The organism is Agrobacterium sp. LMR679 (assembly GCF_027157905.1).
GTDB classification, from domain to species: domain Bacteria; phylum Pseudomonadota; class Alphaproteobacteria; order Rhizobiales; family Rhizobiaceae; genus Agrobacterium; species Agrobacterium leguminum.
The window spans coordinates 442,238-456,520 of record NZ_JAPVOJ010000001.1; the positions used below are offsets into that span (position 1 = coordinate 442,238).

The 14,283-nt window shown below is 60.4% G+C and carries 14 protein-coding genes; 4 read left to right on the forward strand and 10 right to left on the reverse strand.

All coding sequences use genetic code 11. The features are described 5' to 3' along the window. Positions 1–52: 52 nt before the first annotated feature. A complete protein-coding gene (locus tag O3W47_RS02000) occupies positions 53–349 on the forward strand; it encodes a PRC-barrel domain-containing protein (protein ID WP_269312823.1) in 297 nt (98 codons plus the stop codon). Positions 350–445: 96 nt separating this feature from the next. Here the strand turns inward: O3W47_RS02000 and O3W47_RS02005 are convergent, their stop codons facing one another. From O3W47_RS02005 to O3W47_RS02050, 10 genes are all read right to left on the reverse strand, one after another. Further along, entirely contained in the window at positions 446–1,171 is a 726-nt protein-coding gene (locus O3W47_RS02005) for an SDR family oxidoreductase (RefSeq protein WP_269312824.1), read from the reverse strand. Positions 1,172–1,228: 57 nt separating this feature from the next. Next, positions 1,229–2,839, reverse strand: a complete 1,611-nt coding sequence (locus tag O3W47_RS02010) for an FGGY-family carbohydrate kinase (protein ID WP_269312825.1) — start codon at positions 2,837–2,839, stop codon at positions 1,229–1,231. 90 nt (positions 2,840–2,929) lie between these two features. Continuing rightward, positions 2,930–3,661 (reverse strand): SDR family oxidoreductase, encoded by a 732-nt coding sequence (locus O3W47_RS02015; protein WP_080820370.1) that lies wholly within the window; start codon positions 3,659–3,661, stop codon positions 2,930–2,932. Between the two features lie 39 nt (positions 3,662–3,700). Continuing rightward, positions 3,701–4,678: an ABC transporter permease gene (locus tag O3W47_RS02020; RefSeq protein ID WP_137454343.1), complete on the reverse strand. Its 978-nt coding sequence runs from the start codon at positions 4,676–4,678 to the stop codon at positions 3,701–3,703. Continuing rightward, positions 4,668–6,170: a sugar ABC transporter ATP-binding protein gene (locus tag O3W47_RS02025; protein WP_269312826.1), complete on the reverse strand. Its 1,503-nt coding sequence runs from the start codon at positions 6,168–6,170 to the stop codon at positions 4,668–4,670. The genes O3W47_RS02020 and O3W47_RS02025 overlap by 11 nt, the downstream gene beginning before the upstream one ends. A 71-nt stretch (positions 6,171–6,241) precedes the next feature. Continuing rightward, positions 6,242–7,153, reverse strand: a complete 912-nt coding sequence (locus O3W47_RS02030; RefSeq protein WP_331283542.1) for an ABC transporter substrate-binding protein — start codon at positions 7,151–7,153, stop codon at positions 6,242–6,244. Positions 7,154–7,250: 97 nt separating this feature from the next. Next, on the reverse strand, positions 7,251–8,135 hold the full coding sequence (locus O3W47_RS02035; RefSeq protein ID WP_080821057.1) for an AraC family transcriptional regulator: 885 nt from the start codon (positions 8,133–8,135) through the stop codon (positions 7,251–7,253). A gap of 386 nt (positions 8,136–8,521) precedes the next feature. Beyond that, positions 8,522–9,574: an NAD(P)-dependent alcohol dehydrogenase gene (locus O3W47_RS02040; RefSeq protein ID WP_269312828.1), complete on the reverse strand. Its 1,053-nt coding sequence runs from the start codon at positions 9,572–9,574 to the stop codon at positions 8,522–8,524. Positions 9,575–9,834: 260 nt separating this feature from the next. Beyond that, positions 9,835–10,284: a DUF1801 domain-containing protein gene (locus O3W47_RS02045; protein WP_269312829.1), complete on the reverse strand. Its 450-nt coding sequence runs from the start codon at positions 10,282–10,284 to the stop codon at positions 9,835–9,837. Positions 10,285–10,413: 129 nt separating this feature from the next. Then, the gene (locus tag O3W47_RS02050; RefSeq protein ID WP_269312830.1) at positions 10,414–11,007 is read right to left on the reverse strand and encodes a TetR/AcrR family transcriptional regulator; all 594 of its coding nucleotides are present in this window, start codon (positions 11,005–11,007) and stop codon (positions 10,414–10,416) included. Positions 11,008–11,128: 121 nt separating this feature from the next. Here O3W47_RS02050 and O3W47_RS02055 point away from each other — a divergent pair, with 121 nt between their 5' ends. The 3 genes from O3W47_RS02055 to O3W47_RS02065 all read left to right on the forward strand — a co-directional run bounded on the left by O3W47_RS02055 (position 11,129) and on the right by O3W47_RS02065 (position 14,270). Then, complete coding sequence (locus O3W47_RS02055; protein ID WP_269312831.1) at positions 11,129–12,355, forward strand: MFS transporter; 1,227 nt, start codon at positions 11,129–11,131, stop codon at positions 12,353–12,355. A gap of 303 nt (positions 12,356–12,658) precedes the next feature. Next, positions 12,659–13,162, forward strand: a complete 504-nt coding sequence (locus O3W47_RS02060) for an RNA polymerase sigma factor (RefSeq protein WP_135398312.1) — start codon at positions 12,659–12,661, stop codon at positions 13,160–13,162. A 151-nt stretch (positions 13,163–13,313) separates the two neighbouring features. Then, positions 13,314–14,270, forward strand: coding sequence for a FecR family protein (locus O3W47_RS02065; RefSeq protein WP_269312832.1), 957 nt, complete (start codon positions 13,314–13,316; stop codon positions 14,268–14,270). Positions 14,271–14,283 lie beyond the last annotated feature (13 nt).

The following is a 14,283-nucleotide window of genomic DNA, read 5'->3' on the forward strand; positions in this document are numbered from 1 at the left end:
GTTTTGCGGGGGAGGAGTTTGTTTTCTGCAAACCAAGACAGGAGGAAGAACAATGGATCACACCAATCACGTGCGCCTGACTGAAACCGAACTGACGCCGTCCGTTCTTGAAGGCGCCACCGTTTATGGTGCAGACGATCACAAGGTCGGCAAGGTCGATCATGTCCATGGCGTCGGGGCCGGCAGCACCGCCATCATCGATGTCGGCGGCTTTCTTGGTATCGGCGCAAAGCCGGTCGCAGTGCCGCTCAGCGATCTTGATTTCATGCGGGATGAGGACGGCGATGTCCACGCGGTCACTTCATGGACCAAGGACCAGCTGAAGGACATGCCCGAGCATCGTCATTAACAGCATTGTCATTCATTAAGAGGAACGCCCGGCTGTTTGCCGGGCGTTCTTTATTTTTCGGGCAGGCGTTTGCGCGTCAGACTTCCCCTGCGCACATCAAACGGCGAGGAAACCGCCATCGACCGGCAACACGGCTCCAGAAATCATGCGGCTGTCGTCCGACAGGAGCAGCGCGATGCTCTGAGCCACATCCTCCGCTTCGGCGAACCGGTTGAGCGGATGGCGAACCATCATCGGCTGGCTTTTCGCCGGGTCGTTCCATGCTTCCGCGGCCAGTTCGGTGAGGGTGATGGTCGGCGCAACCGCGTTGACACGGATGCCGTGCGGGCCAAGCTCCTTGGCAAGAACGCGGGTTGCCCCTTCCAGCCCGGCCTTGGAGGCCGCGTAGCAGAGATGATCCTGAAAACCGCGGTGACCGGCGATGGAGGTGATGTTGACGATGGCGCCGCCGCCGCCATTCGCCACGCGGGCGCGGGCAAATTCCTGACATGTGACCAAAGCCACGCGCAGGTTGATGCCGAGGACGGCCTCATAACCCGCATCGCTCATATCCAGCACGCTTTCGAGCACGTTGATGCCGGCGCTGTTGATCAGGAAATCGCAGGGGCCGGCTTCCTTCATGGCGGCGCGGGTGGCGGCGACATCGGCAAGATCGACGCGGATCGAACGGCCGCCGATTTCGCTTTTCAGGCTGTCGAGATCGGACGGGGTGCGGCTGATCGCCACCACTTCCGCACCGCGCGCGGCCATCAGGCGGGCGCAGGCGCGGCCGATGCCTTTGCCTGCGCCGGTGATGATGACGGATTTTCCGGAAAACTGCATGGAATCCTCTTTATTTTGCGGCCATGACGGCCGGATGATCTAAACTTTTGACAGCGCTCAGGAATGGCTGGCGGCACGAATGGCGCGCGCGGCATTTTGCAGCGCCAGAAATGCGTCGTAACGGGACTGGTGCACCCGCTGAAAAGCGGGATCGGGTGCGGAACTGCTGGCGATGCGGGACATGGCCGGCATGGCGGCGATAAGGTCCGGATAGGTCCCTGCGGCAACCGCACCGAGCATGGCCGAGCCGAGAAGCACCGGCTCTTCGCATTCGCTAAGCTCAACGGAAAGTCCGGTGGCGTCTGCCAGCAATTGTCTTGCAAGCGGATGGGCGCCTGCCCCACCGCTGACGCTGATGGTTTCCACCGGCGCACCGTTGCGGGCCTGCGTTTCGATGATCTGGCGAAGCCCGTAACCAAGGCCGAGAAGGGCGGCCACATAAAGCGCCGTAAGGGAATCCACGCCCGTCTCGGTACCGTAACCGGCGATGACAGCGCGGGCATGGGGATCGGCAAACGGCGCGCGGTTACCGAGAAACTCCGGCACCACGTGAAAATCCTCGGCGATCTTTGCGGCAGCGGAAGCGGATGCGGCAAGAGTGAGCGCCCGGTCAGCGAGCCATACCGGCAAGGCTTTGCCTTCCTTGTCGGCAAGCGCCTTCGCCTCGGCATAGGCCGGGTGCAGCTGCACGAGATAATCGATGGCCGCGCCGGCAGCGGACTGGCCACCTTCATTCAGCCATGCGCCAGGAACCATGGCGGAATAGTAGGGTCCCCATACACCCGGCACGAAGGCGGGTTCGGCGGTGGTCGTCATGGTGCAGGATGAGGTGCCGAAAACATAACCGAGGCATCGCGACGCATCGCCACCCGCAGCCACCGTGCCGACGCCGCCGGCATGGGCGTCGATCAGACCTGCCGCAACCGCGGTGCCCGCAACCAGACCCATGGCTTTTGCAGCGTCTTCCGTCAAACCGTTACCCAGCGCCGTGCCGGGATGGACGACGCTTTGACCGATGCGGCGAAAACCCTGTTCGGCAAGATCGCCAAGCCCGATGCGGGTGAAATACTCCGCATCCCAACGGTTCTCATGGGCGAGATAAGTCCATTTGCAGGTCACCGTGCAGGCGGAGCGATCAAGCGCGCCCGAAGCCTTCCATGTCAGAAAGTCCGTGAGGTCGAAAAAATGCTCGGCCCGGGCATAGATGTCCGGCCTGTTTTCGCTGAGCCACAGCAGTTTCGGCGTCTGCATTTCCGGGGAAATACGGCCGCCGACATATTTCAGCACGGTGTGTTCGCCGGCATTGATGCGCTCCGCCTGCTCGACGGCGCGGTGATCCATCCAGACGATGATGTCGCGCTCGGGATGATCGGGGGCCCCAACCGGCAGGGTCTCATCTTCCGGTCCACGCACCACCAGCGAGCAGGTGGCATCGAAACCGATGCCGGCAACCTCGGCGGGATCGATGCCGGCGCGGGAAACGCTTTCCCGGACGCTATCGCAAACGGCCTGCCATACTTCGCCGCTCGACTGTTCGGCAATGCCGCCATCCTCGCGATGCATGCTGATCGGGCGTTTGGCGGTGGCGAGCAGCTTTCCCGCGACATCGAAGACACCGGCGCGCGCCGAGCCGGTCCCGACATCGACGCCAATCAGATAGGAAGCCATTTGCGATACTCCTCGGAGCGGATCATCCGGTGCTTGAACAAGGGTTGAGCGGCGGGACCGTTTCCGGTTGTCCCGCCGCTCCAGAGATTTTTAAACGCGGTCGAAGTTGGTCGGGAGAACCAGCATGTCGCGGATGGTGACCGTGCGCTTGCGCGTCAGCATGTAGACAACGGCATCGGCCACTTCGCTCGCATCGATGAGGCTACCCGATTCCTTGGCCTTGCGAAGGTTTTCCTCCGGCCAATCCGCCAGAAGTGCGGAGACGACCGGGCCGGGAGAGACCTGCGCAACGCGCACGCCGTGCGGGATCATCTGGCGGCGCATGCCCTGCACGAAGCTGGTGATCGCCCATTTCGAGCCCGAATAGACCGGCTCCCAATAGGTCGGGAAATGGCCGGCGATCGAGCAGGTGACGACGATATCGCCAGTCTTGCGCTCCGACATATGCGGCACGACGGCATGGACGTTCTTCATGACGGCGTTGACGTTGAGGTTCAGCATCTTGTCGATGGCTTCAGGCGTCGTTTCGGTCAGCTCACCGCCGATATAGGTGCCGGCATTGCAATAGAGGATGTCGATATGATCGACCTTCCCGAGGATTTCCGGGATCATGGCATTGCAGCTGTCGGCATCGAGCAGGTTCGTCACCTGCGGAATGGCGCGGTCACCAAGCTTGGCGGCCAGATCATTCAAGGCTTTCTCGTTCCAGTCGACCATGACCACGGTAGCGCCCTGTTCCAAGAGCGCTTCTGTTGTGGCAAGCCCGATGCCGGATGCGGCACCGGTGATGACCGCGATCTTGCCTTGCAGCGATTCAGACATTTAATTCTCCTGCGTTTATGAAGATATTTCCGGGCCGGCTCAGCGCCATTCGCGCCCGATATAGATGGCCAGCAGAATGATGCCGCCCTTGATGACATCCTGCAGATAGGGGTTGATGCCCATCAGGTTGAGGCCGTTGTTCAGAATGCCCAGCAGCACCGCGCCGATGAGCGTGCCGAGGATGAGGCCCCTGCCCCCGGCAATCGCTGTACCGCCGAGAACGACCGCCGCGATGGCGTCCAGTTCGAAGCCGACGCCGGCATTGGGCTGACCGCTCATCAGGCGACCGGTGAGGATAAGGGCGGCAAGTGCTGCGGTGACACCCGAAATGCCATAGACGGCAAGTTTGACACGCTGGGTCTTCACACCCGAAAGGCGGGCGGCAAGTTCGTTGCCACCGAGTGCATAGACGTGGCGACCAAAAGCCGTGCGCTGCAACAGCACCCAGGCAATGGCATAAATCACTACCATGATGATGACCGGTACGGGAACGACACCGACGCGGCCAACGCCGAACCAGGAAATCCAGCTCGGAATGCCGCTGACCGGATAACCGCCGGAATAGATGAGGCCGAGGCCACGTGCCATGCCCATGGTGGCGAGCGTGACGATGATGGCCGGCATCTTGCCCCAGGCGACGAGCGCGCCATTGAAGATGCCGATGCCGAGACCGATGAACAGGCCAGCCGGCAAAGCAGCCGCGGGAGACAGGCCGGTATTCACCATCAGTCCGGCGGACAATGTGCCGACAAGCGCCATGACCGCGCCGACCGACAGGTCGATCCCACCGGTGAGGATGACGAAGGTCATGCCGACGGCGAGAATGCCGACGACGGAAACCTGCCGCAGCACGTTCATGATATTGTTGACGCTGAAGAAATTGTCGCTCGCAAGCCCCATCAGGATCGATACGACGATGAGACCCGCCAGAGGCAGGGCAAGCGGCGAACGCAGCATGGCGCTGAGACTGAAACCGCCCGTTTTCGCGGCAACGCCGGTGTTTGCATCAAGCGACATGTTCAACTCTCCCGGTGGTGGCGTTTGTCATTATTGTTTCTGAATTGATGTCTTCGCCCTCGACCGTGGCGACGATGCCGCCGGAACGGAAGACGCAGACCCTGTCGGACATGCCGATCACTTCCGGCAGCTCCGAGGAGATCATGATGATCGAGTATCCCTTGGCAGCGAATTCGCGCATCAGCGAGTAGATTTCCGCCTTCGCGCCAACGTCGATGCCGCGTGTCGGCTCGTCGAAGATCAGCACGCGCATGTCATGGTTCAGCCAGCGGGCGATGACGATCTTCTGCTGGTTGCCGCCCGACAGCGTGTCGACGCGGGCATAAGGTCCCTGCGCCTTCACCTGCACCTGCGCCATGGCCTTTGTCGTGTGCTCCAGTTCCTTCTTGAGATCGAGGAACCAGTGGGCCTTGCGGTATTTGCGGTAATTATTCAGCGAAATATTCTGCAAAATGGAGAAACTGGTGATCAGCCCCTCCTCCTTGCGGCTCTCCGGAAGCAAGCCGATGCCGCGCATCAGCGCTTCATCAGGGCCGGAAAAACGTGTGTCGACGCCATCGACCTTGATCTTGCGGCGCGAGGCGGAATGCGCGCCCAGCATGGCGAGAACCGTTTCCGTGCGGCCCGAGCCGACAAGCCCGGCAAAGCCGAGAATTTCGCCCTTGCGCAGCGCAAAGCGCGAGATGGGGCCGCCCTTCTTCAATTGCAGCTCTTCCACTTCGATCACCTTTGCGGCGGAAGGATCGAGCGGCGGCTTTGGCGGGAAGCTCGCTTCGATGCGCCGGCCGACCATCATCTCGACCAGACGGTCGTTATCGACCTCCGAGGTCAGGCAGGAACCGATCAGTTCGCCATCGCGCAGAACGGTGATGCGGTCGCAGATCTCGAATATTTCTTCGAGGTGATGCGAAATGAAGATGATCGCCACGCCCTGACGCCGCAGTTCACGCATGACCTTGAACAGATGTTCGGTCTCGGACGGGGTGAGCGTCGCGGTCGGCTCGTCGAGCACGAGAATGCGGGCATCCAGCGACAGTGCCTTTGCGATTTCGACAAATTGCTGCTGGGCAACCGAAAGGCGATGCACCGGCACGTCGAGCGGAACATCCACGGCCAGACGGCTCATGATCTCGGCCGCGCGCTTGCGCATGGCGCCCTTGTTCAAAAGGCGAAGCGGCCCGCGGATCTCGCGGGCAAGAAACATGTTTTCAACGGCATTGAGATAGGGGATCAGGCTGAATTCCTGAAACACGATGCCGACGCCGGCGGCAATCGCCTCGTCATAATTGGCGAAGCGGCGATCCTTGCCGTCAATGCGGATCGTCCCCTCCGATGGCTGCAAAATGCCGCACAGGATCTTCATCAAAGTCGACTTGCCGGCGCCGTTTTCGCCCAGAAGCGCATGCACCTCGCCGGCGCGCGCCTCAAGGTCGACGCCGCGCAGGACTTCGATCTTGCCAAAGCTTTTTCTTATTCCATTCAGTTCCAGCATTTCACCCTCCTCAATGGTCGGGATTTAACCCCGCCCCCATACTAGATGGGGACGGGACCTGGGAGGAGTTCTTACCAGCTGAACTCGCCGGCGTTTTTGCTGTCGACGACCATAACGTCGATCGGGACTTCCTTCGGCACCACGCGTGCGCCCCACTTCTGGGCAAGCGCCATGGCAAGGCCGACACGGACCTGGTCACGCGGGAACTGCGCGGTGGTTTCGATGAAAGGACCACCCTCGGCAATCGCCTTCACAGCTTCCGGAGCACCGTCTACCGAGGTCAGCTTGATGTCCTTGCCGGAACCCTGAATAGCAGCGAGTGCGCCCATCGCACCGCCGTCATTCACCGAGAAGATACCGGCGAGGTTCGGACGCGACTGGATCATGTTTTCAACAACGCCGAGAGCAACGGAGCGGTCCTGACGGCCGTTCTGCGTATCGACCAGCTTGATCTCGGAGAATTCTGCGAGAGCCGCCTTGCAGCCTTCAACGCGCTGGAGGATCGGCACGACCGGGATACCGTCGAGGATTGCGACTTCACCCTTGCCGCCGAGCGCGTCACCGAGATGCTTGCACGACTTGTAGCCCGCGTCACGGTTCTTCGAGCCGACGAAGGTGTCTACCGGGCCGTTTGCGTTGGCGTCGACAGCAACGACGATCACGCCGGCAGCCTTTGCAGCATGCACGGCGGCTTCGATGCCGGCGCTGTCCGTCGGGTTGAGGAGCAGAATGTCGATCTTCTGCTGAAGCATGTCTTCAACGTCGGAAATCTGCTTTGCCACATCGTGGCCGGCATCGGTCACGACAACGTCAGCGCCAATGCTTGCTGCGGCTTCCTTCAGCGCTTCCTGCATCGACACAAAATAGGGGTTGTTCAGCTCCTGGAAGGTCATGCCGATCTTCAGCTTTTCCTGCGCCAGCGCCGGAGCAGTCATCATTGCGATTGCAGCTGTTGCCATCAGAAACTTGGATTTCATTTTCATCTCACTATTCCTCCCGTTTGGAAAGTTGGGGCAACAAGTGCCCGTTTCCGGACAGCCCTCTGCCCGAATTCTAAAAAATCGGCGATGTGTCGCTGGTTTAATCCGCCATGACCGCTGCCTTCTGGGCTGCGAATATGGTTCGGAACCTCGACGGCGACATTCCCTTCAATTTCAGGAAATGCCGGTTGAAATTCGAAAGATTGGAGAAGCCCACATCGTAGCAGACCTCCGCCACCTTAACCTCCTGATCCGCCAGCAGCATCTGGCAGGCGAGATCGATGCGTAACTGATTGCGATACCGCACCAGCGTCGTTCCCGTGTGGCGCTTGAAGGCGCGGGAAAAGGCGCTTGGGCTCTGGCCCACCATCTCGGCAAGGTCGATTTCCTCGACCTGCTCGGTCAGGTGCTGGCGCAGATGCGACAGCGCGCGGTTGATGCCGCTGTCGCCGATGCCTGTCAGATCAAGCTCGTAGCTCAGGCTTGCCAGCACCTCGGAAGACGGCGCATTGACCAGGAGATCGAGAATTTCCCAGAAAAGTGCGAGCCGCGTCAGCCCCTGCGCCTCGATCAGCCGAAGGATCAGCGGGCGAACGCGATCGCTTGTCTCATCGTCGAACAGAATGCCGCGGCGGCTGCGGTCCAGCAGCGCACGGACTACCTCCATCTCGGACATGGAGGTGCAGGCATCCTCGATAAAAGCCTCCGGAAACTGGATCACGAGAGAGCGTGTCGGCACGATCTCGTCCGGCTCGATCTCGCTGATCCAGTTCTGGGGGAGATTGGGACCGGTCATGATGAGCTGACCGGGGCCGAAACGGCCGACGAAATCCCCGATATAAAACGTGCCTGACGTGGCGACAACGAGGTGGATTTCGTATTCGGGATGATAATGCCAGCGCACGGTGCGGAACGGATAGCCATGCCGCCAGGCAGCGAAGGATTCGCCCTTGCGGATGTGCACCAGTTCCAGATCGGGCTGCATCATAGTTCCTCCCATCGACACGTCCGCCGCATTTGCGGAGCAGAGCCATTCCTCTTTATGGCTCGTCCCAGGCGTTGATGAGGAGCATATGGCGTGCGCTATCTGTGCTTCCACATCACGCCGAAGAAATTACCGATACTTTTTTGACTCTTTTTTGTCGGGAATTGAATAGTCGCCGGATGAGGCTGGCCAAAAACTCAGCGGTCGCGCCGATTTTTTTGCACAATTCGGCGTGATCCGCTCAAACAATGCTCACCCGAAGGCGATATCTTGTAAATTTTTGGAGTGCGGACCACCGGACAACGGCAGACCGCACTCATACTTTTCCGCAGCATATCTGCCACTCAATCATCGGTGGCAGGCATCGGTGGTCAGCACGCGATCTTTTATTGCGGCATCACGATCTGAAGTTTCACATCCGTTTCCCGCGCCTCCACCGCACGGTCGAAGCCGGCGATGCTGTCTTCGAAGGGAATGGTCGCGGAAATCAGCGGCTTCAGGTCGACCTTGCCGGACGCGATGAGCGCAACTGCCCGGTCGTAAACATTGGCGTAGCGGAAAACCGTTTCGACCCGCAGCTCCTTGGCCTGCAGGCCGACAATATCGACCGGAACCGGATCGACGGGCATACCGACCAGCACGATCGCGCCGCCCGGCCGCGCCAGCTTCGCCATGCCGAGCACGGCGGGTGCTGCACCCGAGCATTCGAAGACGATATCGCAACCCCAGCCGTCGGTCGCCGCCGAGACGGCCTCGACGAGATTGCGGTCGCGGATGTTGACGGTTTCGATTCCATCATAGGAACCGATGATATCGAGCTTCGGCTGGGCGAGATCGGCAACGATGACCTTGGCGCAACCGCCGGCAAGCGCCGCCAGCGCCACCATCATGCCGATCGGACCTGCCCCCGTGACGACAGCAATATCGCCCGGCTGGATACGTGCCCTGAGCGCTGCCTGCATGCCGATGGCGAAGGGTTCGACCATGGCGCCTTCGGCAAAGGACACATTGTCGGGCAGCTTATAAGTGAAGGCCGCGGGATGAATGACCTCAGGCGTTAGGCAGCCATGGATCGGCGGCGTCGCCCAGAAGCGGACAGCCGGATCGACATTGTAGATGCCGAGCTTGGAGGCGCGCGATGTGGGATCGGGAATGCCGGGCTCCATGCAGACGCGGTCGCCCACCTTCAGATGCGTCACCTCGGCGCCGGTCTCAATCACTGTTCCAGACGCTTCATGGCCGAGCACCATCGGCGCGTTGACGACGAAATGACCGATCTTGCCATGGGTGTAATAATGGACATCCGAGCCGCAGATGCCGACCGTATGGGTGCGGATGCGCACATCCCTGGGCCCGAGTTCAGCGGATCCCGCTTCACCCGGAATATCAAAATCCCTGAGCGAGAGCTTGCCTTTTTCTTCCAGCACCAGTGCCTTCATCTCATCCTCCGTGGTTTGCGATACGCCTGGCAGCGAATTCAGTGAGGGTGATGGCGTGCAACCCCGGCAAAAGTAAACAGAAATCGGCCGGATCGGCCGGTTTTTCTTCACTCCGGAAAAACTGTATCGGACAGCCCGCGATTTCTTATCATCCCCAGCGCGACGCGATCCTCAAGACGCAGGAAAACCGGCCTGATTCGTTGGCCCATTTCGCGATCATCGCGTGCCTAAAAGCCTGTGGCACCGGCAAACCCGGTCGCTCACATTTTTTCGCCGGGCAACACGCTTGCCTGCCTCACCCACTCCACGAACTGCGCCTCATCAAACGCATCCTCGTGGATATCGAGGTAGCGGACCTTCGGATGTTTGGAAGTGCCGGGCGGCAAAGGCTGCAAGGATGCGCCGTTCAGGAAGGTCACCTTGATGTATTTCGTAAAGCAGTGAAGGCTGAGGAACCAGATATCGTCCTCCATGCCGTAGAAGGGCGAATTCCACTTCACAGCCTTGCGCACGTCGGGCACGACACCTTCGATCAGCCTGTCGATACGACCACCGACCGCGCTTTTCCACCCCGGCATGGCGGCGATATAGGCCTGCACCGGCGCGTCGCCATATCCTTTTGCAATCTGGGGATTACCGCCCGAAAGAAGCTTCGGCGATTGATCCGATGGCGCGCTTCCGGACGCTTTTTCCGACGGCTTGTCGACCATAACCTTGACCTCAGAGGTGTCAAACAGGTGCTACCAATAACATGATCCGTATCTATTCCAGATATCTCTACACATTTTCCGTGATGATGGCCTAGCCGACCCGGAATAACAGATAGGCAGCTATGCGGGTCAGTCTTTCCTGACCCGCAATCCCTCCAGAAAGGTCCGGAAACTGCCGACAGCCCGTTTCGAGGTCGTTTCCGGGTCGTCGGAATTGGCTATCCATTGGGCGGCGCTGCTGCTCGCCGCATTGATGAAACGGGCGCATGCCTCCGGATCGATGTCGCCGATGGTGCCTTCTTCCCGGAGCGCATCCAGGCTTCGGGCGACAGCCGAGATACAGCCATTGGCATTGGGCCAGCGCGACGGATCGCCGAGCACCGCCGGCCCGTCGCGAAACATGATCTGCTGGATTTCCGGTTCGAGAGCCATGCGCACATAACCGACATTCTCCTCGACGAAGCCCTCCCACCGGGTCGCGGCCCTCGAAGAGATGTCGCAGAGCCTATTCGTCATCTCCGCATCGATTTCGGCCACAACGGCCAGCAGCAGGCCTTTCTTGTCGCCGAAATGGTGATAAAGCGCGCCACGGGTGAGACCGGCTTCGGCGGTGAAGTCGTCCATCGACGCTTCCGCATAACCGATGCTGCCAAAGGCCTTGCGGCCGGCAGCCAGAAGCTTCGCCCGCGTCTCGGCAATCATTTCACTGCGAGGTTTGCGCATTTCTTCTCCATTTTCCACATACGACGCGTATATTAGTTGACATACGCGTCGTATGCAATTATCTCATTCACATACGCCACGTATGTATGTGGTGGACACCCTTAGAACAAGGTGCATCCCGATGTCTAATCCATACAGAGAAATTTTCCGGGCTCCAGGCGCAAAAGGCTTCTCCGCCGCCGGTTTCTTCGCCCGCCTTCCCATTGCCATGGCCCCGATCGGCATCGTCGCCATGCTTTCCCAGACTCACGGTGAATATTGGCTGGCCGGCGCCGTCTCGGCAACCTTCGCATTGACCAATGCCGCCCTCTCCCCGCAAATCTCCCGTCTGGTGGACCGCAAGGGGCAGAGCAAGGTCCTCATCCCCGCCACCATCGTCTCGGTCATCGCCTTTGCGGCGCTGATTATCGCGACAAATCAGAGATGGCCGGCGTGGACGCTGTTCCTTTCCGCTTTCCTCGCCGCCGCCATGCCGAGCATTCCCGCCATGATGCGCGCCCGCTGGACGGAAATCTTCCGCGACCGGCCGGAGCTGAACACCGCCTTCGCCTTCGAATCCGCCGCCGACGAACTTGTCTACATCTCCGGCGCCTCGCTTTCTGTTGGCCTTGCGGTTTCGCTCTTTCCGGAAGCGGGCATGATGATCAGCACCACCTTCCTGGCGCTCGGCACCTTTGCCTTCCTTCTGCAACGCTCGACCGAGCCCAAGGTGCGGCCGGTTGAAAGCGGCCGCCGGCAGCGTTCGGCCATCTTCCTGCGCCCGGTCCAGATCATCACGCTTGCGCTGATCTTCGTCGGCTCCACTTTTGCCACGGCCGAGGTAAGCGCCGTCGCAATCACCAAGGCGCTTGGTCAACCGGAAGCCGCCAGCCTCGTCATCGGCGTCTATGCCATCGGCTCCTTCGTGGTTGGCCTCATTCTCGGCGCGATCAACCCCAAAATGCCGCTGCAACGGCAATTGCTGATCGCCGTCAGCGTGCTCGCGCTCACCGCCCTGCCGCTGCTTATCGCCAACACCTCGGTAGCGCTTCTCGCTTTCGCCGTTTTCCTCAGCGGCGTTGCAATCTCGCCGATCTTCATCACCTCATTCGGCCTGATCGAGCGCCGCGTGCCGGAATCGATGCTGACGGAAGGCGTGACATGGGTGATGACCGGCATCGGTATCGGCATGGCGCTCGGCGCCTTCGTTTCCGGCTGGGTAATCGACAATTTCGGCCCGGACAACGGTTTCTGGGTGTCCGTCGCCGCAAGCCTTTCGACAGTCGCCATCATCGCGCTCGCCCAGCGCAGCCTCTCCGGAGATCGCGGACCGTCAGATATGGAAGCCGTGGCGCAGCCCGCCGAATAACAACCTTTACTCGCAGTCTGCATCGTTCATCGCGGCAATTGATATGAACGCAGGAAAAGTCACAGACTAATCCATAGTACAGCGACTGTTTTACTTTACCGTCGCCCCGCAAGCATGATACCGGCAACATCAACGGCCGATGATATCATGCCTGCGGGGCGATCCTGTTTATCGAAGCCGTCGCTTCGCATATTCTCGAATTCGGCACCGATTGCACATAATCGACCGACGGCTGCATCGTTCGACACACCGACCGTCCATTCACCGGGCAGGCACGGGGTCGGTTACCGGAAGGCAAGGCTCTTGAGTTGGGATCTGCAGGAATTGTTCCGGCTATATGCGAAGGGCATCGTCAGGTCCCTGCGCAGCAGGGGCATCGATCCTGAAACGGCATCCGATCTGGCGCAGGATGCCTTTTTGAAGGTGCTTGCCTCACCGCCGCCGGCAAGTGCCGCCTCCCACAATCCCAAATCCTATCTCTATACTGTGGCGCGCAATCTCAGCATCGATCATTATCGCCGCGAACGCAGTCTGCGCCGTGTCGACCTGCCGCAAAACGCCTTCGATGCCATCATCGATCCGTCGCCATCGGCTGAAACCATCGTCTATGACCGTCAGCGGCTGCAACTGGTGGAACAGGCGCTTTCGGAACTGCCGCGTCGGGTGCGTGAGGCCTTCCAGCTGCACCGGATGGGCGGCCTGACGATCAGCGAAGTGGCGCAGAAGCTCGGCATGTCCACAACCCGCACCTGGGTTTTGATCCGCGACGCCTACGAACACATAGAGGATCGCCTGAACGGTCTGTAGAGGACGGGAACCGTCGTCTTGCTCGAGATATCGCCGTTTAATCGCGGGCCTGCGCATTAAACTTCTTACATTCGGAAATATGCGGCCTCTCATTCGTATATATCAAAGGCCGTGACATTGTCCGGTCTCCGGCAATCCTGAAAGGCTCCCTATGAACGAAGTGTCGGAAGAACGACGCCTGTTTCGTGAAGCTGCGGATATTGCCATTCGCCTGCAGAACGATCCCGGCAATCCCGTCGCCATCGAAACGGCACGCGCCTGGATCGAGCGCGGACCGGCCCATGCCGCCGCCTGGGCGAAGGTCGCCGCGATCCACGGCATGACCGGCCAGATTCTGGCCGAGGAGGCCCGTTCCTCGCAAAAGGGCTTCGACCCCAACCGGCGTCTTCTGCTTGTCGGAGGCGTGCTCTGTCTCGGTGCGGCGGCTGGCGGTTCGGTGCTGGCACCCTATGTGAGGTTGCGCGCCCGCGCCGATTATCTGACATCGACGGCCGAGATCAGAGAAATTCCCCTCGAAGACGGCAGCATGGTCACGCTCGGACCGGACAGCGCAATCGCCATCGATTTCGGCGAGCGGGCAAGACGGGTGAACCTCCTTACCGGCATGGCCTATTTCGATGTCCGGCCCGATGCCTCGCGCCCCTTCTCCGTCGCCTACGGACCATTGACCGCTACGGCGCTCGGGACCGCTTTCGACGTTTCGGGCGACGATCTCTCCATCTCCGTCTCCGTCGATCATGGGCTGGTTCTGGCCACATCGCCCGATCTGCCCTCTCCAGGCGGAGAGAAACTGGCGGCAGGCGAGTGGCTGACCTACGACCAGGCATCGCGCCGTATGGATCGCGGCGTCAGGGAGGCTTTTGAAATCGCGGCATGGCGGACCGGCATGCTCATTGCCGAAAAGGAGACGGTCGCGGCGGTGGTCAATCGCATCGCCCGCTGGCGAAAGGGCAAGGTGGTCATCGCCACCCCTGCCCTGAAAAACAACGTCGTCAGCGGTGTCTTCGATCTTGCCGACCCCATCCGCGCGCTCGATGCGGTGGTGCGGCCATTCGGCGGCAAGGTGCGGGCCGTCACGCCATTTTTGACCGTTATTTCCTCCATTTAAGAAAACTTGAGAA

Bases quoted from the DNA above. Each gene is read 5' to 3' on its own strand.
- O3W47_RS02040 (WP_269312828.1), bottom strand. From the start codon at position 9,574: ATGAAGGCACTGGTGCTGGAAGAAAAAGGCAAGCTCTCGCTCAGGGAT.
- O3W47_RS02010 (WP_269312825.1), bottom strand. From the start codon at position 2,839: ATGGCTTCCTATCTGATTGGCGTCGATGTCGGGACCGGCTCGGCGCGC.
- O3W47_RS02005 (WP_269312824.1), bottom strand. From the start codon at position 1,171: ATGCAGTTTTCCGGAAAATCCGTCATCATCACCGGCGCAGGCAAAGGC.
- O3W47_RS02015 (WP_080820370.1), bottom strand. From the start codon at position 3,661: ATGTCTGAATCGCTGCAAGGCAAGATCGCGGTCATCACCGGTGCCGCA.
- O3W47_RS02020 (WP_137454343.1), bottom strand. From the start codon at position 4,678: ATGTCGCTTGATGCAAACACCGGCGTTGCCGCGAAAACGGGCGGTTTC.
- O3W47_RS02025 (WP_269312826.1), bottom strand. From the start codon at position 6,170: ATGCTGGAACTGAATGGAATAAGAAAAAGCTTTGGCAAGATCGAAGTC.
- O3W47_RS02030 (WP_331283542.1), bottom strand. From the start codon at position 7,153: ATGAAAATGAAATCCAAGTTTCTGATGGCAACAGCTGCAATCGCAATG.
- O3W47_RS02000 (WP_269312823.1), top strand. From the start codon at position 53: ATGGATCACACCAATCACGTGCGCCTGACTGAAACCGAACTGACGCCG.
- O3W47_RS02050 (WP_269312830.1), bottom strand. From the start codon at position 11,007: ATGCGCAAACCTCGCAGTGAAATGATTGCCGAGACGCGGGCGAAGCTT.
- O3W47_RS02065 (WP_269312832.1), top strand. From the start codon at position 13,314: ATGAACGAAGTGTCGGAAGAACGACGCCTGTTTCGTGAAGCTGCGGAT.
- O3W47_RS02045 (WP_269312829.1), bottom strand. From the start codon at position 10,284: ATGGTCGACAAGCCGTCGGAAAAAGCGTCCGGAAGCGCGCCATCGGAT.
- O3W47_RS02055 (WP_269312831.1), top strand. From the start codon at position 11,129: ATGTCTAATCCATACAGAGAAATTTTCCGGGCTCCAGGCGCAAAAGGC.
- O3W47_RS02035 (WP_080821057.1), bottom strand. From the start codon at position 8,135: ATGCAGCCCGATCTGGAACTGGTGCACATCCGCAAGGGCGAATCCTTC.